This window comes from Streptomyces sp. NPDC060049, from assembly GCF_042736715.1.
In the GTDB taxonomy this organism is placed as follows: Bacteria; Actinomycetota; Actinomycetes; order Streptomycetales; family Streptomycetaceae; genus Streptomyces.
The window spans coordinates 72,310-92,272 of the sequence record NZ_JBHWVV010000009.1 but is presented as its reverse complement, the minus strand read 5'-3'; the positions used below and the strand labels follow the sequence as shown (position 1 = coordinate 92,272).

Genomic DNA, 19,963 nt, shown 5'->3' with positions numbered 1-19,963 from the left:
CGGCCGCACCGTAGGCGTCACTCCGCCACCGCGATGTAGCGGTGCACGTCGCCGCCGTGGACGGACGGGGCCTGGGGGTCACCGAGGTCCACCTCCACACCGTGCGGGGACAGCGCATCCAGGATCCGCATCCGCAACGGCTCGGTGACGTAGTGGTGGTGGAGGTCGAGCTTGGTGAGGTGGGTGAGCGGGCGGCCGGCCAGCAGGGCCGCGGCGCCCTCGTCGTCCAGGACGCCCATGGAGAGGTCCAGGACCTCCAGCCGCTCCACCACCGGAGCGCTGGCGAGCGCCGCCGCGACGGCGTTCTGGATCTCGCTGTTGCGCAGCGCGAGCCGGCGCAGGGCCGGCAGCCGCTCGCCGCTCAGGAACGGTTCGAGGTCGGTGACTTCCGCGTCCCCGCCGTAGTCGGGCGTTCCCAGCCACAGGTCGAGCTCGGTGAGGGCGGGGAAATCGCTCTGCGCGACCCCGCGCACGACCTCCCTGGGGAGCCCGCCGGTCTCGATGCGCAGCACCCGCAGCGCACCGTGCTCCACGGGCGGGAAGACCAGGCCCTCGCCGCCGCGCACCCCGAATTCCTCCAGCGCGGGATACGCCCGGAGCAGCGGGCTCACGTCCGACTGCTGGATCCAGGAGATCTCGCACTCCTCGTACGTGGCATCGCCGACGAACAGTGCCCGCAGCGCGGGGAACCGCTCGGCGGCCTCGACGAGCGCCACGACGATGTCCGCGTTGGGGCTGTCGTAGGCCTCGGACCAGCCGCCCACGATCAGCGACCGCACCTGCCGGGTGTCCACGGAATGAACGAACCGTGCGAAGGCCTGCGTCCACTGCTCATCGGCGTCGTACACGTCCGCCGAGATCCGCCAGGCCACGGCCCCGGCCTCGGGGAGCGCGCGGACGTCCTTCGGCCCCGGGAAGTCGAAGGCCGGCAGGCCTCCCAGCTCGCTCAGGTGGTCCCCGATGGTCATGTGCGCTGCTCCTGACGGTGTGGCGGGCGGTGATCCCTGCCGTGTGGCTCGTGCGACACCAGTTCTACCAACCGCCACCGACAGCGCCGGCGCCCGGTCACCGGCCGTCGACCACGGTCACCCGTCTCGGCCGCCGTCTGCGGGAGGACGCGGGCCGGGGGACGCCAGGAGCAGGGCGATGTCGTCCGGCCGGTCGGCGGAGTTGCCCGCCTCGCCGATCAGCCGGTCCGCGGTCTCCGTCAGCGGGACGGGACCGGCGGCCGCCAGCGCGGCCCGCAACCGCTCCACCCCCGTGTCGATGTCCGTGCCCGGGATCTCCACCAGTCCGTCGGTGTAGAGGGCGAGCACCGCCCCGGGCTCGATCCACAACCGCGTCACCGGATATTCGGCTTCGGCGTCGATGCCGAGCACCACCCCGCCCGGCAGGTCCAGCACCTCGGTCCGGCCGTCCGGATGCCTCAGCAGCGGCTGGGGATGACCGGCCCGGACGGCGAGGACGAGGCCCGTCGCCGGGTCGAGCAGTACGTAGCAGCAGCTGGCGAACTGACCGGGGTCGAGGTCGATGAGCAGCTGGTTCGTGCCGCGCACCACCTGCTCCGGAGTGTTGCCGCTGAGCGCGAAGGCCCGTACGGCGCTGCGTAGTTGGCCCATCGTGGCGGCGGCCGCCACCCCGTGGCCCTGTACGTCGCCGATGACCAGCGCGAGGCGTCCGCCGCCCGCCTCGATGACGTCGTACCAGTCGCCGCCGACGTCCATCCCGGCGGTGCCGGGAAGGTACCGACCCACCGTCACCACGTGCTCGTGCACCGGCAGCCGGTGCGGCAGCAAAGCCGCCTGGAGCCCGCGGGCCAGCGCGGCCTCGCTGTCGTAGCGCCGCGCCCGCTCCAGGGCCTGCGCGATCAGTCCGGCCAGCGCCGTGAGCACCGTACGCTCCTCCGGGCTGAACCCGCGGGGCGCGTCGAACCCGAGGATGCACGAGCCGACCGGCCTGCCCGAAGCGATCAGCGGGAGGAACGCGCGGGCCCCGACATCGGCGTCCAGCGGGATGCCCGGGTAGGCGGAGGCCAGGTGCTGCATCGACTCGAAGAACAGCGGCCGGCCCGAGGTGAGGGTCTCCACCCCCGGCAGCCGGACGTCCAGCGCGACCCCGTCGAAGCGGCTGAGGAAGCCCCTGGGGAAGCCCGTCTCCCAGGCCAGGTGCAGATGCCCCTCGCCGAGCAGGTAGATCGCCAACTGGCGCCCGCCGAAGGCCGGCAGCAGTTCCTCCGTGACCACCGCCGACACCTGTCGGGCCGTCACGGCCTCGGTCAGCGCGATCGCGAGGGCCACCGGGCGGTACAGGACCGAAGCCCGGTCGGCGGGCGAGCCCAAGCCGGGTGCGTCGAGGCGGGCCGAACCGATCCCCCCGCCGGGCCGCCCCATCGACACGGGGGCGTACGCGGGTGCGTCGGTCCCGGCGAGGGTGACGGTGACGCCGTCCGGCCCGGGGTGCAGGCCCACCGCCAGCCACTGCGGGGTCGGCAGGCCGCTGCGGCGGGGGGCCTGGAAGTGGACGGGCGCGGGGGACAGGTACGCGGCCCGGAAATGGTCGTCGTAGGCGGGCTGGCGAAGCCAGGGCAGCGCCTCCCACAGCGGCCGCCCGACCAGTTCGCCCCCTTCGGCGCCGAGCAGGGTCTCGGCGCCCGAGCGGGCGGCGGAGTTGGCGAACACGATGACGCCCCGCCGGTCGACGGACAGGACCGCGTGGTCCAGCCGGTCCACCGCAGTGCGGGCGCTGCTCGGCGATCCGTCCGCCGGGGTGCCCGCCGGGTCGTCCGCGGGTCCGGGGCCGGGCACGCACACCGGGTCGCCCTCCCACATCACCGGGGCCCCGCGCGCGGCGAGCGCGGACAGCTCCCCGGCCAGCCGGTGCGCCACCGCGCGCAGTCGCTCGCGGTCGCCGGGCCCGACCGGGACCCCGGGGGTCGCCGGGCGCAGGACCACCAGCACGCCGTAGCGCTCGGACCCGAGGGTCACCGGCTCGTACAGCGAGCCGAAGGGGAACGGCAGCCCGGCCATCAGCTGGGGAAAGCGCCGCATCGACGATTCCGTGTCGGGCAGGTACACCGGCTGCCCGGCGCGGTACGCCTCGGAGACGGGGTACGGGCGGTTCACGTGCATCCGCCACCAGGCGCGGAACAGCGGCCCCGGAATCCCCGTCAGGGCGGCCATCCGCAGCAGGCCCTCCGTACCGGAGCGCAGGTAGACCCCGCCCGCGTACCCGCCGACGGCCCCCGCGGCATCGAGAGCGGCCCGCGCGAGCACCCGGGCCGTGGCGTCGGAGAAGGGGCCGCCGCTGTCCGGTCTCGCCGTCATCCCTCCAGGATGCGCCCGGGAGGGCCGCTTCGCCCTCACAGGTCAGGCCGACGGCCCCGCTCCGGCCGGGGCGCGGTCCCGGTAGCCCGCCACCACGGCGACCGCCGCCAGCAGGAGCACCGCGGCCGCCGTGCGCAGTCCCGCCCCCATGGCGTCCGTGAAGGCCGTGACCTGGGCGGCGTCGTGCGGCACGCCGTGGAAGCGGGAGGCCAGCACCGTTCCGACCACCGCGACCCCCAGGGCCGCACCGATCTCGCGGGCCGCGGTGTTCAGGCCGGAGCCCAGTCCCGCCTGGTGCGCGGGCAGCTCGGCCACCACGGTCAGCGTCAGCGCGGGCGCGCACAGCCCGGTGCCGACCGACATCACCAGCAAGTAGAGGGCGTACAGGGCGTACGGGGTGCCCGCGTCGGCGGTGGAGACCAGCAGCAGGCCGCCGCCGATCAGGGCGAGTCCGGCCCCCACGGGCAGCCGGGGCCCCGTCCGCTCCTGGAGCCGCGCGCCGAGCCTGGGCACCAGGGCCATGCCGATGGTCAGCGGGACGATCGCGAGGCCCGTCCGGGCGGGGGAGAAGCCCTTGGCGTACTGGAGGTACTGGGCGTTGACGAAGAACAGCGCGAACAGTCCGAAGAACGCGGCGCCGATGCCCAGCGTTCCGGCGCGCAGCCCCCGCGAGGCGAAGATCCGGGGGTCCAGCAGCGGGCGGGCGGCGCGCAGCGCGTGACCGGTGAAGGCGGCGAGCAGCGCCGCGCCCGCGGCGAAGGCGCCGAGTACGCGCACCGAGCCCCAGCCGTACGAAGGCCCCTCGATGATCGCGTAGACCACCGCGAAGAGCGCCCCCGCGAGCAGGGCCGCCCCCACCGGATCGACGGCCGCGTCGGCCCGGGCCGGGGTACGGGGCACCGTGCGGGCGACGGCGAGCGCGAGCAGCGCGCCGAGCGGGACGACCGCCCAGAACAGGGCCCGCCAGGTCAGGAACTCCCCGGCGAGGCCGCCGCCGACGTTGCCCGCCAGGCCCCCGAGGCCCGCGGCCAGCGTCCAGGTGGCCAGTGCCCGCCCGCGCCGCTCGGGCGGGGACAGGTGGACCAGGACCGACATCGTGGCGGGCATGATCAGGGCCGCCCCGGCTCCGCACACCCCGCGCCCGGCGACCAGGACGGCCGGTCCGGAGGCGAGCGCGCTGACCGCGCCGCCCGCGGCGAAGAGGGCCAGCCCGGCCAGGAGGGCGCCCTTGCGGCCGTACCGGTCGCCGAGGGCTCCGGCCGGGATCAGCAGCGCGGCGAAGACGATGACGTAGGCGTCGACGGTCCACAGCAGCTGTTCGGGGGTGGGCTTCAAGGTGGAGGCGGCGAGCTGCGGGATCAGCAGGTTCACGGCGGCGACCATGGCCTGGGCGACCAGGACGCAGGCGCACAGGACCAGCAGCGCGGTACGGCTGAGCGCGGGGGCCGGGCCGGGGGTGGGGCCGGGAGCGGGGTTCGCGGTCGGTTCCCGCTTGAGGGCATGGCGGAGCACGGCTCCTCCTCGGAGTCGGTGGGCGTGATGGGGGAGGGGACGGGAGGGTGCGGCCGAGCCGGCCGGGCGGGCTCGCGGCCGCGGCCCTGATCCCGTGTTCACCGTAGGCTTGGCGTGACCTGCTTTCCAGTGCAAGTTATGCAAGGGATCCCTGCACTTGACGCAATCCAGCGCCTCCGGCCTCGATCTGAACCTCCTGGTCGCCCTGGACGTCCTCCTGGAGGAGTCGAGCGTGTCCCGGGCGGCGGCCCGGCTGCACCTGTCCGAGCCCGCCATGAGCCGCACCCTCGGCCGGATCCGCAAGGCCCTCGGCGACCCCGTCCTGGTCCGGGCCGGCCGCGCCATGGTCCCCACTCCGCACGCACTCGCCGTCCAGGGGGAGGTCCGGGCCGTCGTGGAGCGGGCCCGCGCGATCTTCCTGGCCGGTGGCCGGGTGGACCTGGCGACCTTGACGCGTACGTTCACCGTGCTGGCCAACGAATCCTTCACCGCCGTCTTCGGCGCGGCGCTCCTCGGCCGGGTCACCCGGGAGGCGCCCGGAGTCCGGCTGCGCTTCCTGGCCGAGAGCCACATCGACGTACCGGCCCTGCGCGAGGGCGTCGCCGACCTGGAGCTCGGCATGATCGACACCCGCTCCCCGGAAGTGCGGACCGAGCACCTCGGCGACGAGCGCATGCTGGGCGTCGCGCGCGCCGGACATCCGTTGCTGCGGGGGCCGGTCACCGCTCCACGGTTCGCCGCCGCCCAGCATTTGATCGTCTCCCGGCGCGGCCGCCTGGAAGGCCCCGTGGACGCCGCGCTCGCCCAACAGGGGCTCACGCGGCGGGTGGTGGGCAGTGTCGGCACCTTCCCCGCTTCCCTCTTCGTCCTCCGTGAATCCGACCTGGTCGGGCTGATCACCGGTCAGGCGGAGCCGCTCGCAACCATGCTGGGACTGGAGGTCTTCGAAATCCCCCTCGATCTCCCCCCGTTGCCCCTCGGCATGGCCTGGCACCCGCGCCACGACGCCGACCCCGGCCACGCCTGGCTGCGCGACTGCGCCCGCGCGCTGATGCGACCGGCCCCGCCACGCCCGTCGCCCGGGCCGTCGGCGTCGTCTGCGCCCGGGCCGCCCGTGCTGTCTGCGCTGCCTGCACCGCCTGCACCGCCTGCGCCGGCGGGCTGATGCGATCGGCTCCACCGAGCCCGCCCCTGCGCAGCATGCGCCTGTGCCGTGTGTGCCGGCGCGCCCATGCGACCGGGTCCGTCGCACCGTCCCGGGCCGCCAGCACTGCCTGTGCCCGCGCCGCAGGGCCCTGCGCCACCCGCACACACCGCACGGCCCGCGCCCGGTCTGGGCAGATCGGCGGAGACCGGGCGACCGACGCGGCAGCCCGGGCGCCCCCCCCGTAACCCGCACGGTGGCCGGACGCCAAGGCTGCCCCACAGGGGAGGAGCGCCGGTCTCCGCCGACGCAGACCGAGCGGTCCCGCGGTGCGGCCCGCCCGGCCGCACCGCCCGAGGCCGACGGCGCCGACGCGGACACCGCCGGGCCCGTGTCGGCGCGCCGCACTGCCGCGCGTTCCCGCGCTGCCGCCCCCGCGCTGCCGCGCGTCTTCGCCCCGCGTTCCCGCGCCGGCAGCTACCCGCCCCGGCGGCGCCGTGTCCCGCCTGCCCGTGGCTCCGACCGGTGGCTGAGCCTCGTACGGCCCCGGCCCCGGCCCCGGCGCCGCGCTGAGCCGAACGCCTCGCCCGTCCGGGGGAGGTCCGGGCCCGGGACCGCTCCGGGGTGCCGCCGTCCGGGCAGGCTTGCGAACATGCGACAGCAGTACGACACGTCAACGCCCCCGCCGGCCTTCTCGGTCGCCGACGCCTTCACCCTGCGCACCGCGCTGGACGCCCTCGGAGGGGTCCGCGGACTCGACACCCTCGACGCGGCCTGCGGCCACGGCAGCACCACGCGGCTGCTGGCCAGCGGCGGAGCCCGCCGGACGGTGGGCGTCGACAACTGCCCCGAACGCATCCGACGGGCCAAACAGGGCGGTGGAGACGTCGAGTACGTCGTCGCCGAGGCGGAGGACATCGCGGAGCTGGGCCCCTTCGACCTGGCCACCGCCGTGTACCTGTTCAACCAGGCCCACGACCGGACCGCCCTGCACGCCATGTTCCGGGCCGTGCGCGCGGGTCTGCGCCCCGGCGGACGGCTCCTGGCCATCGTGCCGAACCCGGGCGCCTTCCCCTACGCGGACTGGTCGCCGTACGGGATCAGCGTCGTCGAGCGGACTCCGGGCGGTGACGCCCCACTGCTGCGGGCCCGGCTGGAGACCGATCCGCCGGTCCCCTTCGAATGCCGGGAATGGGCGCACGCCGACTTCGCGGAGGCCGCGGCCGACGCCGGCTTCACGACCGTCTCCTGGCAGCCCACCCGTACCCCGCCGGCGTGCGCGACCCGGGACGAGACGTACTGGGCCCGCTACCGCACGGCCCCGGTGGGCTCCCTGATGAACTGCGTGGCCTGACGGCCCCGCCACGCCGCGAGGACGACGACGCCGCCGCTGTCGCCGGCCGGGGCAACGAGCACCGGGTACGCCGGACCGGTCGCCGCGCCGCCGCTTGCCCCCGCGGCCGCCGGTGCCCGCCGCGCCGAGGCTCAGGCCTCCGCCGCCGCGATGCGGATCAGCTCCACGATCCGGTCGCGGGCCGCCCTGCCCTCCGGGACGGGGAGCAGCGGGTACGCGTGCGGCAGCCCCGGCTCCTCGTGGAACTCCACCTCGACGCCGGCCTCCCGGGCCCGGCGCAGCAGTTCGCGGCTGTCGGTCGTCAGGAGGTCCCGGGTGCCCGTGAACACCGTCAGGGGTGCCAGCCCCGCGAACGACCCGTACAGGGGGCTCACGAGGGGATCGTCGGCCGCCAGGTTGCCCGCGTACAGCCTCCCGGCCTCCCGCAGTCCGGGGCGTGCCAGCAAAGGGTCCCCCGCCTCGATGGCCGCCTGGTCGGGGTGGCTCACGGAGGCGTCCAGCCAGGGCGATATCAGCACGATCCGGGACGGCTGCGCCCCGCTGCCGTCGCGCAGCCGCTGGGCCGCCGCCAGTGCCAGCCCGGCGCCGGCGCAGTCCCCGACGAGTACCGTGCCGCCCGCGCCGCCGCCCGCGATCAGTCCGCTGAGGAGGTCGGCGGCGGCGGGGACGGTCCGGTCGGCGGTCCCGCGCGGGGCCAGTACGTACGCCGGGACGACGACCCGGGCGCGCGCCCGCGTGACCATCGTCCGGATCAACGACCAGTGCGGCCGGACCAGCTCGTTGATGTACCCGCCGCCGTGGACGTAGAGCACCTGGGCGTCCGGCTCGGCCCCGACCGGCGAGACGTCGTACACGGGCCAGGCCCCGACGAAGGTCCGCGAGACCTCCGCGATCCGTCGCAGCGAGCGCGGCGGCAGATGGGACGCCGGCCGCCGGGCCGACTCGGCCACTCGGGTACGGACCGCCTCGGCGCTCCCGAACCGTCTTCGCCGTCCCGCCGCGATCAGCGCGACCGAAAGCGCCCTGCTGCGCAGACTCGGCACGCCCCTCACCTCCCCGTTCCCGCCCCGGACCACTCCCCGGTCCCTGCCCGACACCCCAGGAGCATAGGCGTGAAGCTGGCCTGTGGACCCGCTTAAGAAATCCTCGATGGACTGATCACCTCGCGGGTCGGCAGATTGGTGACGTCCGCACGCTGCCCGGCCCGCACGCCCCGTAGCGCTTCCTTCCGCATGCCTGGAGCCACCCCATGAAGGCACTCGTCAAGCACAAGGCCGAGCCCGGGCTGTGGCTCATGGACGTTCCCGAGCCCGAGTACGGCCCCGGCGACGTGCTGATCAAGGTGCTGCGCACCGGAATCTGCGGGACGGACCTGCACATCCGCTCCTGGGACGGCTGGGCGCAGGGCGCCGTCAAGACCCCGCTCGTGCTCGGCCACGAGTTCGTCGGCGAGGTGGCGGCGCTCGGCGCGGACGTGTCCGACATCGAGATCGGCGCACTGGTCAGCGGCGAGGGCCACCTGGTGTGCGGGAAGTGCCGCAACTGCCTGGCCGGGCGCCGCCACCTGTGCCGCAGCACGGTCGGGCTCGGGGTGGGGCGCGACGGGGCGTTCGCCGAGTACGTGGTGCTGCCCGCGCAGAACGTGTGGGTCCACCGGACCAAGGTCGACCTGGACGTCGCGGCGATCTTCGACCCGTTCGGCAACGCCGTGCACACCGCGCTGTCCTTCCCGCTGGTCGGCGAGGACGTACTGATCACCGGCGCGGGCCCGATCGGGATCATGGCGGCGGCCGTGGCCCGGCACGCGGGCGCTCGCAACGTCGTCATCACCGACGTCAGCCCCGAGCGCCTGGAGATCGCCCGCAAGGCGGGCGCCACGCTCGCGCTCGACGTCTCGAAGGCGACGATCTCCGACGCCCAGGCGCAGCTCGGCCTGCGCGAGGGCTTCGACATCGGCCTGGAGATGTCCGGCCGCGGCGAGGCGATGCGCGACATGATCGACAACATGACGCACGGTGGCCGGATCGCCATGCTGGGCCTGCCGGCGCAGGACTTCGCGGTCGACTGGGCCAAGGTCGTCACCTCGATGATCACGATCAAGGGCATCTACGGTCGCGAGATGTTCGAGACCTGGTACGCGATGACCGTGCTGCTGGAGGGCGGGCTCGACCTCAGCCCCGTCATCACCGGCCGGTACGCCTTCGGGGACTTCGAGGCCGCGTTCGACGAGGCGGCCACCGCCCGCAGCGGCAAGATCATCCTGGACTGGACGCAGGCGTAGCCGGCGCCTCCCGCCGCTCCCGCCCGTCCGTACGTCCCACACGCCATTTCCCTCCGGCCGGGCCCCGCCCACCCTCCCCCTCCGCGGGGTCCGGCCCCCCTCCTTCCGCCGCACCAGGAGAAAGAGAGCACCGCATGTTCGAGACCGTCCGCGCGGACCTCCGCACCACCCTCGACGAGATCCGTGCCGCGGGGCTGCACAAGCCCGAGCGCGTCATCGGCACCCCGCAGAACGCGGCCGTCGCCGTGACCTCGGGCGGCGCGGCCGGTGAGGTCCTCAACTTCTGCGCCAACAACTACCTCGGCCTCGCCGACCACCCCGAGGTCGTCACGGCAGCCAAGGAGGCCCTGGACCGCTGGGGCTACGGCATGGCCTCCGTCCGCTTCATCTGCGGTACGCAGGAGGTGCACAAGGAGCTGGAGGCGCGGCTCTCCTCCTTCCTCGGCCAGGAGGACACGATCCTCTACTCCTCCTGCTTCGACGCCAACGGCGGAGTCTTCGAGACTCTGCTCGGCCCGGAGGACGCGGTCATCTCCGACGCCCTCAACCACGCCTCGATCATCGACGGCATCCGCCTCTCCAAGGCCCGCCGCCTGCGGTACGCCAACCGCGACCTGGCCGAGCTGGAGATGCGGCTCAAGGAGTCGCAGGACGCCCGCCGCCGGCTCATCGTCACCGACGGCGTGTTCTCCATGGACGGCTACGTCGCCCCGCTGGCCGAGATCTGCGACCTCGCGGAGCGCTACGACGCCATGGTGATGGTCGACGACTCGCACGCCGTCGGCTTCGTCGGCCCCGGCGGCCGCGGCACCCCGGAACTGCACGGGGTCATGGACCGGGTCGACATCATCACCGGCACCCTCGGCAAGGCGCTCGGCGGAGCCTCCGGCGGCTACGTCGCCGCGCGCACCGAGATCGTCGAGCTGCTGCGCCAGCGCTCGCGCCCGTACCTCTTCTCCAACTCCCTCGCCCCGGTCATCGCGGCCGCCTCGCTGAAGGTCCTCGACCTGCTGGAGTCGGCGGGCGACCTGCGCGAGCACCTGGCCGCGAACACCGCGCTCTTCCGTACGAAGATGACCGAGGCCGGCTTCGAGATCCTGCCCGGCGACCACGCCATCGCCCCGGTGATGATCGGCGACGCGGCGGAGGCCGCCAAGATGGCCGAGCTCCTGCTCGAGCGAGGCGTGTACGTGATCGGCTTCTCGTACCCGGTCGTCCCGATGGGCGCGGCGCGCATCCGCGTCCAGCTCTCGGCCGCCCACTCCACGGCCGATGTGGAGCGCGCGGTGGCGGCGTTCATCGACGCCCGCTCGGCGCTGGCGGCCCTGACGGGCGCCGGGTCCTGACCCCGGCCCCCGGCCCCGGCCGGGGCGGCGGACGCCGGGGCGGCCGTCCCCTGCGGCCTGCGAGAATGGTGGGGTGATCGACCCCCGCCGGCTGCGCATCCTGCGGGCCGTGGCGGACCACCGTACGGTGACCGCCGCGGCCGCAGCCCTGTACCTGACCCCTTCCGCCGTCTCCCAGCAGCTCGCGGCGCTGGAGCAGGAGACGGGGCACGCGCTGCTGACCCGCAGCGGCCGGGGCGTACGGCTCACCGCGGCCGGTGAGATCCTGCTCGGGCACGCCCACGAGGTGCTGGCCCAGCTGGAGCGCGCCGAGGCCGAACTCGCCGCCTACGCGGGCGGCTCGGCGGGCGAGGTAACCGTCGCCGCCTTCGCCACCGGCATCGCCGAAGTGCTGGCCCCGGCCATCGCCCGGCTGGCCCTCGACCACCCCGGGATCCGGCTGCGCGTGCGCGACGCCGAGGGCGACCAGAGCCTGCCGCTGCTGCTCGACGGCGAGGCGGACCTCGCGCTGGCCGTCGAGTACCGGGGTGCCCCGGGCGCCGGTGACGGCCGGCTGTCCGTGCTCCCGCTCTACGCGGAGCCCTTCGACGCGGTCCTCCCCGCCGGACACCCGCTCGCCGATCCGCCCGAGGTGTCCCTGGCCGACCTCTGCGACGCGGACTGGGTGGGCCAGTACCCCGGCAACCCCTGCCACGACGTGACACAACTGGCCTGTGAACTGGCGGGCTTCCAGCCCCGGTTGGTGCACTCCTCCGACGACTTCCGGGCCGTGGTCGCACTGGTCGGCGCGGGCGCCGGAGTAGCCCTCGTACCGCGCTCGGCGCTGCGCGGCACGGACCTCAAAGAGGTCCAGGTGCGCCCGGTCGCCGGCTCGGCGCCGACCCGGCGGGTCTTCGCCGCCACGCGGCGCGGAGCCGAGGCGCACCCGCTGATCGCACCCGTCCTGGCGGCATTGGCCCGCGAGGCGGGCCGGATCCCGGCGCACTGAGGGCCGGGCCCCGCGGGCCGGCCGCTCAGGCGCGGATGACTTCCACGCCCGCCGCTTCGAAGGCCTCGGCGACCGACGGTGCGAGGCCGGTGTCCGTCACCAGGACGTCCACGGCGGCGGTCGCGACGATACGCGCGAAGGCGCGGACGCCCAGCTTGCTGGAGTCGGCCGCGATCACCACCCGGCGGGCGCGCTCGCACAGCAGCCGGTTCATGGCCGCCTCGTCCTCGTGGCGCGTGGCGGCCCCGTCGGCCGGGTCGAAGGCGTCCACGCCGACGACCGCGGTGTCCACGGAGAGCTGCCCGAGGACCTCCATGGCCAGCGGGCCGGTGAGCTCGTAGGACTGGGGCCTGGCGACGCCGCCCGTCAGGACGATCTTGAACTGCGGTCTGATGACCAGTTCGCTCGCGATGTTGAGGGCGTTGGTGACGACGGTGAGCGCGGGGGAACCGGTGGAGAGGTCGGGGCGGGCGGCCAGCGCGCGGGCCACCTCGGTGGTCGTGGTGCCGCCGGTCAGGCCGATCACCTCTCCCGGGACGATCAGTCCCGCGACGGTCCCGCTGATCCGGCTCTTCTCGGCGGCCCGGCGCGAGGTGCGGTAGCGCAGGGGCAGCTCGTAGGAGACCCCCTGCAGGACGGCTCCGCCGCGGGTGCGCACGAGCAGCTGCTGTTCGGCGAGCTGGTCGAGGTCGCGGCGGATGGTGGCGGCGGACACGCCGAGGGCCTCCGCCGCGGGCTCCACCTCCAGCTCTCCCCGCTCCACCAGCAGGTCCAGCAGTGTCTGCCAGCGTTCCTTGCGGGTCATGGCCGCCCCTTCGGTCAGTGCTTCGATCTTCGCTCGGTTGTTCGCCCCGGCGCGCCCTCTTGGCCTAGGTGTCGACAGTAACCCAGGAGATCATCCCTCAGATGCTTGAAGTTGCGCGAAAAGCCGCAGTATCTTGCAGGAACACGCATTCAGGGTGCACACACCACGCTAGGGGAGCCGCCATGAGCCATGTCGCGCACGAGCTGGGCACGCAGCCCGCATGTTGGGAACGGGCCGCCGAACTGGCCCCGGAGCGGCGGGCGGTGCTGCCACGGCCGGGGGAGCGTACCGCGATCGTCGGCTGCGGGACCTCGTACTACATGGCCCAGGCCGCCGCCGTCCTGCGGGAGGAGGCCGGAGCGGGCGAGACCGACGCCTTCCCCGCCTCGGAGTTCCCCCGCCACCGGCGCTACGACCGGGTCATCGCGCTGACCAGGTCCGGGACCACCACCGAGGTGCTCGACCTACTGGCCGGACTGAGGGACGCGGGCGTCCCCACCACCGCCGTCATCGGGGACCCGGCCACGCCCGTCATCACCCTGGCGGACGAGCTCGTCGTACTGGACTTCGCCGACGAGCGGTCCGTCGTCCAGACCCGGTTCGCCACCACCGCCCTCACCCTGCTGCGCGCCCACGTCGGCCTGCACAGCCCCTCCGTCGTCGCCGACGGGCGCACCGCGCTCGCCGAACCGCTCCCCGCGGAGCTCGAGACCCGGGGGCAGTTCACCTTCCTCGGCCGCGGCTGGGGCGTCGGACTGGCCCACGAGGCCGCGCTGAAGATGCGCGAGGCTTCCCTGTCCTGGGCCGAGTCCTACCCGGCCATGGAATACCGGCACGGCCCCATCAGCGTCTCCGCGCCCGGCACCGCCACCTGGTCGCTCGGCGCCGCGCCCGAAGGCCTCGCCGAACAGGTCCGCGGGACCGGCGCCCAGTGGGTGGCCGGACACCTCGACCCCCTCGCGGAACTGGTCCGCGTACACCGCCTGGCCATCGCCGTCGCCGCCCACCAGGGGCTCGACCCGGACGCGCCGCGCAACCTGACCCGCTCGGTGATCCTGACCACCGGCGAGGAGGCGGTCCGATGAGCCTCGTCTCCGCCGGCACGCTCGTCCTGGAGGCGGCCGCCCAGGGCCGCGCCGTCGCCGCGTTCAACATCATCACGCTGGAGCACGCCGAAGCCGTCGTCGCGGGTGCCGAGGCGGCCGGGCTGCCCGTCGTCCTCCAGCTCAGCGAGAACGCCGTCAAGTTCCGGGCCGGCCGGCTGCTGCCCATCGCCCGCGCGGCCGCCGCCGTCGCCGAGGCCGCCACGGTGCCCGTCGGCCTGCACCTGGACCACGTCAAGAGCTCCGAACTGCTGCGCCAGGCCGTGGACGGCGGATTCAGCTCGGTCATGTACGACGCCGCGCACCTCCCCTACGCCGAGAACCTCGAAGCCACCCGCTCCGCCGCCGACTGGGCGCACGTCAACGGGCTGTGGATCGAAGCCGAGCTGGGCGAGGTCGGCGGGAAGGGCGGGGCCGCGCCGCTGGACCCGCACGCACCGGGCGCCCGTACCGACCCGGACGAGGCGCGGCGCTTCGTCGCCGACTCCGGGGTGGACGCGCTGGCCGTGGCGATCGGCAGCAGCCACGCCATGACCAGCCGGACCGCCGCCCTGGACCACGCCCTGCTCGCCCGGCTCGCCAAGACCGTCGACGTGCCCCTGGTCCTGCACGGGTCCTCCGGCCTGCCGGACGCGGAGCTCGCCGCGGCCGTGGCCGGCGGCATCCGCAAGGTCAACATCGGCACCGCCCTGAACGTGGCGATGACCGAGGCCATCCGCACCCATCTGACCGCCGCCGATCCCCGCCCGTATCTGACTGCCGCACGGGAGGCGATGACGGCGACGGCCGCCGCTATGATCAGCGCCCTGAACTGACGGCGCGGGTACCGGGGGGAACTTGATGGGCGCACAGCGGAGCCTCACCAGCAGACGGCGGCTACTTCTGGGACTGGGGGCCCCGCTGCTCCTCGGCGGAGCCGGCCTCGGCTACGCGTTGTGGCCGCAGACGCCGGACGGCCCGAAGGTCCGCACCGACCTGGAGCCGCTGAACCGCCGCTTCTGGACGGCGCTGGGCGACGTGTCCGACGCGCACTGGCTGGGCTACGACATCGACGAGACCTCCGGCGACCGGACGGTGCCGAGCCCGGACTCCCGCGTCCGCCTGATCGGCCTCGCCAAACTGAAGACGGGCACCGCCAAGCGCATCCTGCGCGATCCCGCCCACAGCTTCGAGCTCACGTCCCTGTCCACCATGCCCGGCGTGCTGAAGCCGTACGTGCCCACCGGAGCGACCTGGCAGCGGAGCGAGACCTACGACAAGGACGCCCTCAAGGAAGGCCTGAACGTGGTCCCGTCGGGCGCGTTCTCCTTCGACGGCATACGCGACCTCGTCTACTTCGACTTCGTCTTCCTCTACACGTGATCCGCGGCCGGCCGAGACCCTGATCCGCCCGGACCACGGGGGATCGGGGTGGAGGCCCGGCGGCCCTTCCGGATTCTTGGAACAAGTTCTAGTCTGCCCCCGCGGTGGCGGTGGTCGGCCGCGAGACCTTGAGCCACGAGAGACCCGGAGGGGCCGTGCACCTCGAATACACGCCTGAGCAGCAGCAGTTGCGCACCGAGCTGCGCGCCTACTTCGCCGAGCTGATCCCCGAGGACGTCTACGCCCGGTACGAGGACCCGGCCGAGCAGAAGCGCTTCTACCGGGAGACCATCCGCAGGCTCGGCGCCGACGGCTGGCTCGGGGTCGGCTGGCCGAAGGAGTACGGCGGGCGCGGGATGTCGCCCATGGACCAGTTCATCTTCTTCGACGAGGCCGCGCAGGCCGTCGTACCGCTGCCGCTGATGGCGCTGAACACCGTCGGGCCGACCATCATGCAGTTCGGCACCGACGAGCAGAAGGCGTACTTCCTCCCCAAGATCCTGGCCGGCGAGATCGACTTCGCCATCGGCTACAGCGAGCCGGACGCCGGCACCGACCTCGCCGCCCTCAAGTGCAAGGCCGTCCGCGAGGGCGACGAGGAGACCGGCACCTACGTGGTCAACGGGCAGAAGATCTGGACCACCAACGGCGACACCGCCGACTGGGTCTGGCTCGCCGTCCGCACCGACCCGGACGCCCCCGCGCACAAGGGCATCACGATGCTCCTCGTGCCGACCGCCGACCCCGGCTACTCCTGCACCCTCATCAACACCCTCGCCTCGCACGACACCACCGCCAGCTACTACGAGGACATCCGCGTCCCCGCGAACCGCCGCGTCGGCCAGGAGAACAAGGGCTGGCGCCTGATCACCAACCAGCTCAACCACGAGCGGGTCACCCTGGCCGCCCACGGCACGATGGCGATCCGCGCCCTGCACGACGTCCAGCGCTGGGCCGCCGGGACCAAGCTCGCCGACGGCCGCCGCGTCATCGACCTGACCTGGGTCCGCGGCCGCCTCGCCCGCACCCACGCCCGCCTCGACGCGATGAAGCTGCTCAACTGGCAGATGGTCAACGCCGTCCAGGACGGCACGCTCACCCCGCAGGACGCCTCCGCCGTCAAGGTCTACGGCTCCGAGGCGCGCCGGGACGCGTACGCCTGGCTGATGGAGGTGGTCGGCGCGGCCGGCTCCCTCAAGGACGGCTCCGCCGGCGCGGTCCTGCACGGAGAGCTGGAGCGCGGTTACCGCAGCGCGGTCATCTTCACCTTCGGCGGCGGCAACAACGAGATCCAGCGCGAGATCATCTCGTGGATCGGCCTCGGCATGCCGCGCGTCCGCCGCTGAACCTGTTGGGCCGGTCGGCCTCGAGGCGGGACCACGGGGCCCCTGCCCGGGGCCGGCGGGAACACCAAGAGCCCCTGGGCTGCCTGGCGTGCCTTTCGCCGGCCGCAAGGCCAGTGCCTCGACCAGGCCGAACGCGAGGGCGGACCCCGAAGGGTGCCGCCCTGTTGTTGCCCGTCTCATCGACTTGCCCGACTGCCTTCGGCACGGCTGAGCCGGAGCGGCTACAGCCGCACTCGTGACCGACGGTCAATCATGTCCATGCACTCCCTCAGCGTCCCCCCCGTCCCACCGCCCACCGGCACGTACACCCATGCCGTCATTGCGTCAGGAGCCGCACGAGCTGCTGGACCATGTGGGTCTCGGGGTGGTCGGGTCCCAGAGCACGCTCGGTATCTGCGGCGAGAGCTGCTGCCAGCGGGGCGGCGTCGGCCAATCCGCCTTCGGCCGCGAGAGAATAGGCGTGGACGAAACGGCTCTTCAGCGTATCGGGGTGGTCGGGGCCGAGAACCCGGGCACTGTCGGCGGCGAGCTCGGCCGCCCGACGACCGGCATCGCCGTACTCGCCGGCGCTCGCAAGACACCCGGTGTGCAGGTGCCGGCTCTTCAGGGTGTCGGGGTGATCGGCGCCGAGGATCCGGTTCTGGTCCGCAGCGAGGCCGGCAGCCAGACGGGCGGCCTCGACATGCTCACCGGCATCGTCGAGGCAGTCTGCGTGCATGAAGCGGCTACCGAGCACGCTGGGATGGTCGGCGCCGAGGATCCGGCTCTGGTCCACCACCACATCGGCGAACAGCCGGGCGGCTTCGGCGTGATCCCCCGCGACACCCACACAGGCAGCGTGCAGGTTCCGGCTCGCCAGCGTATCGGGGTGGTCGGGGCCGAGTACTCGGGCACTGTCGGTGGCGAGCTCGGCCGCCAGACGACCGGCATCGCCGTACTCGCCGGCGCCTACGAGACAGCGAATGTGCTGGCGTCGGCTCTGCAGGGTGTCGGGGTGGTCGGGGCCGAGGATCCGGTTCTGGTCCGCAGCGAGGCCGGCGGCCAGACGAGCGGCCTCGGCGTGCTCACCGGCATGGTCGAGGCAGTCTGCGTGCATGAAGCGGCTACCGAGCACGCTGGGATGGTCGGCGCCGAGGATCCGGCTCTGGTCCACCACCAGCCCGGCGAACAGCCGGGCGGCTTCGGCGTGATCTCCCGCGAGACCCGCACAAGCAGCGTGCAGGTTCCGGCTTTCCAGCGTATCGGGGTGGTCGGGGCCGAGAACTCGGGCACTGTCGGCGGCGAGCTCGGCCGCCAGACGACCGGCATCGCCGTACTCGTCGGCGCCTACGAGACAGCTAATGTGCTGGCGTCGGCTCTTCACGGTGTCGGGGTGGTCTGCGCCGAGAACTCGGGCCCTGTCAGCGGCGAGCCCAGCGCCCAGAGAGATGGCCTCGGCATGATCACCGGCCTCGTTGAGGCTTTCCACCTGCAAGAAGCGGTTACTGAGCACACTGGGGTGGTCGGGGCCGAGAATCCGGCTCGTTTCCACGATGAGCCCGGCGAAGAGGCGAGCGGCTTCGCTGTACTCACCGTTCATCCCCGCGCAGGCCGCCTGGAGGGCCCGGATCAGAAGCGTGAGGGAGTGGTCGGGGCCCAGGGCGCGGGCACTGTCAGCGACAAGATCGGCCGCCAGCTGACCGGCTTCCGCGTGTTCCCCGCTGCTCGCCAGACAACCGACGTGCAGATTCCGGCTTTTCAACGTCTCGGGGTGGTCGGGTCCCAGAAGCCGGGCGTGGTCGGCAGCGAGGGAGCCCGCCAGACGAGCGGCCTCGGCATGTTCACCAGCGTCGTCGAGACGGTCTGCGTGCAGGAAGCGGCTCTTCAGCACATCCGGGTGGTCGGGACCCAGAACGCGGGCCTGATCTGCGGCGACGCCGGCCGCCAGACGGGCAGCCTCGGCATGATCACCAGTGACACCGAGGGAGGCGGCCTGGAGGGTTCGGCTCGTGAGGGTGTCCGGGTGGTCGGGGCCCAGGACCCGGGCATGGTCGGCTACGATCCTGGCTGCCAGACGGGCAGCCTCGACATGATCACCAGTGGCGCTCAGGCAAATGACCTGAAAGCTCCGGCTCCTCAAGGTCCGAGGGTGGTCGGGCCCCAAAACTCCGGAATGGTCGGCGGCGATGCCGGCTGCCAGACGAGCACCCTCGGCATGGTCACCGGCAGCAGCCAGACACACGGCTTCGATGTTCCTGCTCAGCAGCGTATCCGGGTGTTCAGGGCCCAGAATGCGGGTGCAGTCGGCCAAAACGCCGGATGCCAGGCGGGCAGCCTCGGCAAATTCACCGGCAAAGCCTTGGCACGCGACTTCGAGATGCCGGCTGCTCAGGGTTCGAGGGTGCTCGGGACCCAGAACCCGGACGCAGTCACCGGCGACGCCGACTGCCAGACGGACGGCTTCGACACTTTCGCCTGCCTTGCCCAGCCACCACGCGTGGGTGATGCGGCTGCTCAGGGCGTCGGGATGATCGGGGCCCAGAACCCGAATGCAGTCAGCGGCTACGCGGGCTGCCAGTCGCGCGGCTTCGGCTTGTTTGCCGGCCTCCCCCAGACAGATGGCTTGAAGGTTTCGACTGGTGAGGGTGCAAGGGTGTTCGGGACCCAGGATCCGGGCATGGTCCGCAGCGACTTCCGTCGCCAGGCGAGCGGCTTCGGCGAGTCCCCCCGCCTCGCCCAACCACCGGGCGTGCGTCTGGCGGCTCGCGAGGGTGTCGGAGTGCTCCGGACCCAGGATCCGGTCGTGATCAGCAGCAGCGCCGGCCGCCAGGCGTGCGGCTTCGGCGTATTTGCCTGCGGCACCCAGGCACTCTGCCTGGAGCATGCGGCTGATGAGGGTGCGGGGGTGCTCGGGGCCCAGGACCCGGGCATGGTCGGCCACAACGTTGGCAGCCAGACGGGAAGCCTCGCCCACCTCACCCGCCTGGCCGAGCCACCGGGCATGGGTGTGGCGGCTCGCGAGGGTGTCGGGATGCTCCGGGCCGAGGACGCGAGCCTGTTCCGCAGCGGCCCTCGCCGCCAGATGGGCGGCCTCGGCGTATTTGCCCGTCACGCCCAGGCAGTCCGCTTGCAGCCTGAGGCTCGTGAGGGTGTGGCGGTGCTCAGGCCCCAGGATCCGGGCATGGTCCGAAGCCACTCCGGCTGCCAGGCGGGCGGCTTCGGCGTGTTCTCCGGCTTTGCCGAGCCATCGGGCATGGGTGTGGCGGCTCGCGAGGGTGTCGGGATGCTCCGGGCCGAGGATCCGGGCTTGTTCCGAAGCCACTCTGGCTGCCAGGCGGGCGGCTTCGGCGTGTTCTCCGGCTTTGCCGAGCCATCGGGCATGGGTGTGGCGGCTCGCGAGGGTGTCGGGATGCTCCGGGC

The 19,963-nt window shown here is 73.5% G+C and carries 15 protein-coding genes and 1 pseudogene; 9 read left to right on the top strand and 7 right to left on the bottom strand.

The annotated features are described in order from the left end of the window. Positions 1 to 17: 17 nt before the first annotated feature. From ACFWBY_RS18440 to ACFWBY_RS18430, 3 genes are all read right to left on the bottom strand, one after another. Complete coding sequence (locus ACFWBY_RS18440) at positions 18 to 968, bottom strand: STM4015 family protein (RefSeq protein WP_385342421.1); 951 nt, start codon at positions 966 to 968, stop codon at positions 18 to 20. A 117-nt stretch (positions 969 to 1,085) separates the two neighbouring features. Then, entirely contained in the window at positions 1,086 to 3,323 is a 2,238-nt protein-coding gene (locus ACFWBY_RS18435) for a SpoIIE family protein phosphatase (protein ID WP_385342419.1), read from the bottom strand. Positions 3,324 to 3,365: 42 nt separating this feature from the next. Further along, positions 3,366 to 4,835: an MFS transporter gene (locus ACFWBY_RS18430; RefSeq protein WP_385342417.1), complete on the bottom strand. Its 1,470-nt coding sequence runs from the start codon at positions 4,833 to 4,835 to the stop codon at positions 3,366 to 3,368. A 151-nt stretch (positions 4,836 to 4,986) separates the two neighbouring features. Here ACFWBY_RS18430 and ACFWBY_RS18425 point away from each other — a divergent pair, with 151 nt between their 5' ends. Both ACFWBY_RS18425 and ACFWBY_RS18420 read left to right on the top strand, forming a co-directional pair. Further along, entirely contained in the window at positions 4,987 to 6,000 is a 1,014-nt protein-coding gene (locus ACFWBY_RS18425) for a LysR family transcriptional regulator (RefSeq protein WP_385342427.1), read from the top strand. A gap of 631 nt (positions 6,001 to 6,631) precedes the next feature. After that, positions 6,632 to 7,333, top strand: a complete 702-nt coding sequence (locus ACFWBY_RS18420) for a class I SAM-dependent methyltransferase (RefSeq protein ID WP_385342415.1) — start codon at positions 6,632 to 6,634, stop codon at positions 7,331 to 7,333. A 131-nt stretch (positions 7,334 to 7,464) separates the two neighbouring features. On the opposite strand, the gene ACFWBY_RS18415 is transcribed toward ACFWBY_RS18420, so the two are convergent. After that, positions 7,465 to 8,376, bottom strand: coding sequence for an alpha/beta hydrolase fold domain-containing protein (locus ACFWBY_RS18415; RefSeq protein ID WP_385342414.1), 912 nt, complete (start codon positions 8,374 to 8,376; stop codon positions 7,465 to 7,467). 206 nt (positions 8,377 to 8,582) lie between these two features. Between ACFWBY_RS18415 and tdh the strand changes: the two genes are divergently transcribed. From tdh to ACFWBY_RS18400, 3 genes are all read left to right on the top strand, one after another. Then, positions 8,583 to 9,614: an L-threonine 3-dehydrogenase gene (tdh, locus tag ACFWBY_RS18410; RefSeq protein ID WP_385342412.1), complete on the top strand. Its 1,032-nt coding sequence runs from the start codon at positions 8,583 to 8,585 to the stop codon at positions 9,612 to 9,614. Positions 9,615 to 9,748: 134 nt separating this feature from the next. After that, on the top strand, positions 9,749 to 10,960 hold the full coding sequence (locus tag ACFWBY_RS18405) for a glycine C-acetyltransferase (RefSeq protein ID WP_385342411.1): 1,212 nt from the start codon (positions 9,749 to 9,751) through the stop codon (positions 10,958 to 10,960). A gap of 73 nt (positions 10,961 to 11,033) precedes the next feature. Beyond that, on the top strand, positions 11,034 to 11,948 hold the full coding sequence (locus ACFWBY_RS18400; protein WP_385342409.1) for a LysR substrate-binding domain-containing protein: 915 nt from the start codon (positions 11,034 to 11,036) through the stop codon (positions 11,946 to 11,948). A gap of 25 nt (positions 11,949 to 11,973) precedes the next feature. Here ACFWBY_RS18400 and ACFWBY_RS18395 read toward each other — a convergent pair whose 3' ends face one another. Beyond that, entirely contained in the window at positions 11,974 to 12,753 is a 780-nt protein-coding gene (locus ACFWBY_RS18395) for a DeoR/GlpR family DNA-binding transcription regulator (protein WP_385342408.1), read from the bottom strand. A gap of 182 nt (positions 12,754 to 12,935) precedes the next feature. Here ACFWBY_RS18395 and ACFWBY_RS18390 point away from each other — a divergent pair, with 182 nt between their 5' ends. From ACFWBY_RS18390 to ACFWBY_RS18375, 4 genes are all read left to right on the top strand, one after another. Next, positions 12,936 to 13,838 carry an SIS domain-containing protein gene (locus ACFWBY_RS18390; protein ID WP_385342406.1) on the top strand — a complete coding sequence of 301 codons (903 nt, stop codon included), beginning with the start codon at positions 12,936 to 12,938 and terminating at the stop codon, positions 13,836 to 13,838. Continuing rightward, entirely contained in the window at positions 13,835 to 14,671 is an 837-nt protein-coding gene (locus ACFWBY_RS18385) for a ketose-bisphosphate aldolase (protein WP_385342404.1), read from the top strand. Before ACFWBY_RS18390 ends, ACFWBY_RS18385 begins: the two co-directional genes overlap by 4 nt. Before the next feature lie 25 nt (positions 14,672 to 14,696). Then, the gene (locus ACFWBY_RS18380; protein WP_385342403.1) at positions 14,697 to 15,218 is read left to right on the top strand and encodes a hypothetical protein; all 522 of its coding nucleotides are present in this window, start codon (positions 14,697 to 14,699) and stop codon (positions 15,216 to 15,218) included. 155 nt (positions 15,219 to 15,373) lie between these two features. After that, positions 15,374 to 16,564, top strand: coding sequence for an acyl-CoA dehydrogenase family protein (locus ACFWBY_RS18375; RefSeq protein ID WP_385342402.1), 1,191 nt, complete (start codon positions 15,374 to 15,376; stop codon positions 16,562 to 16,564). Between the two features lie 316 nt (positions 16,565 to 16,880). On the opposite strand, the gene ACFWBY_RS18370 is transcribed toward ACFWBY_RS18375, so the two are convergent. Next, positions 16,881 to 18,056 carry a tetratricopeptide repeat protein gene (locus ACFWBY_RS18370; RefSeq protein ID WP_385409677.1) on the bottom strand — a complete coding sequence of 392 codons (1,176 nt, stop codon included), beginning with the start codon at positions 18,054 to 18,056 and terminating at the stop codon, positions 16,881 to 16,883. A gap of 426 nt (positions 18,057 to 18,482) precedes the next feature. Further along, positions 18,483 to 19,963: pseudogene (locus ACFWBY_RS18365) on the bottom strand (tetratricopeptide repeat protein); the annotation flags it as partial.

Coding starts and splice junctions, on each gene's coding strand:
- ACFWBY_RS18385 (WP_385342404.1), top strand. CDS start 13,835: ATGAGCCTCGTCTCCGCCGGCACGCTCGTCCTGGAGGCGGCCGCCCAG.
- ACFWBY_RS18440 (WP_385342421.1), bottom strand. CDS start 968: ATGACCATCGGGGACCACCTGAGCGAGCTGGGAGGCCTGCCGGCCTTC.
- ACFWBY_RS18390 (WP_385342406.1), top strand. CDS start 12,936: ATGAGCCATGTCGCGCACGAGCTGGGCACGCAGCCCGCATGTTGGGAA.
- ACFWBY_RS18395 (WP_385342408.1), bottom strand. CDS start 12,753: ATGACCCGCAAGGAACGCTGGCAGACACTGCTGGACCTGCTGGTGGAG.
- ACFWBY_RS18420 (WP_385342415.1), top strand. CDS start 6,632: ATGCGACAGCAGTACGACACGTCAACGCCCCCGCCGGCCTTCTCGGTC.
- ACFWBY_RS18405 (WP_385342411.1), top strand. CDS start 9,749: ATGTTCGAGACCGTCCGCGCGGACCTCCGCACCACCCTCGACGAGATC.
- tdh (WP_385342412.1), top strand. CDS start 8,583: ATGAAGGCACTCGTCAAGCACAAGGCCGAGCCCGGGCTGTGGCTCATG.
- ACFWBY_RS18380 (WP_385342403.1), top strand. CDS start 14,697: ATGGGCGCACAGCGGAGCCTCACCAGCAGACGGCGGCTACTTCTGGGA.
- ACFWBY_RS18435 (WP_385342419.1), bottom strand. CDS start 3,323: ATGACGGCGAGACCGGACAGCGGCGGCCCCTTCTCCGACGCCACGGCC.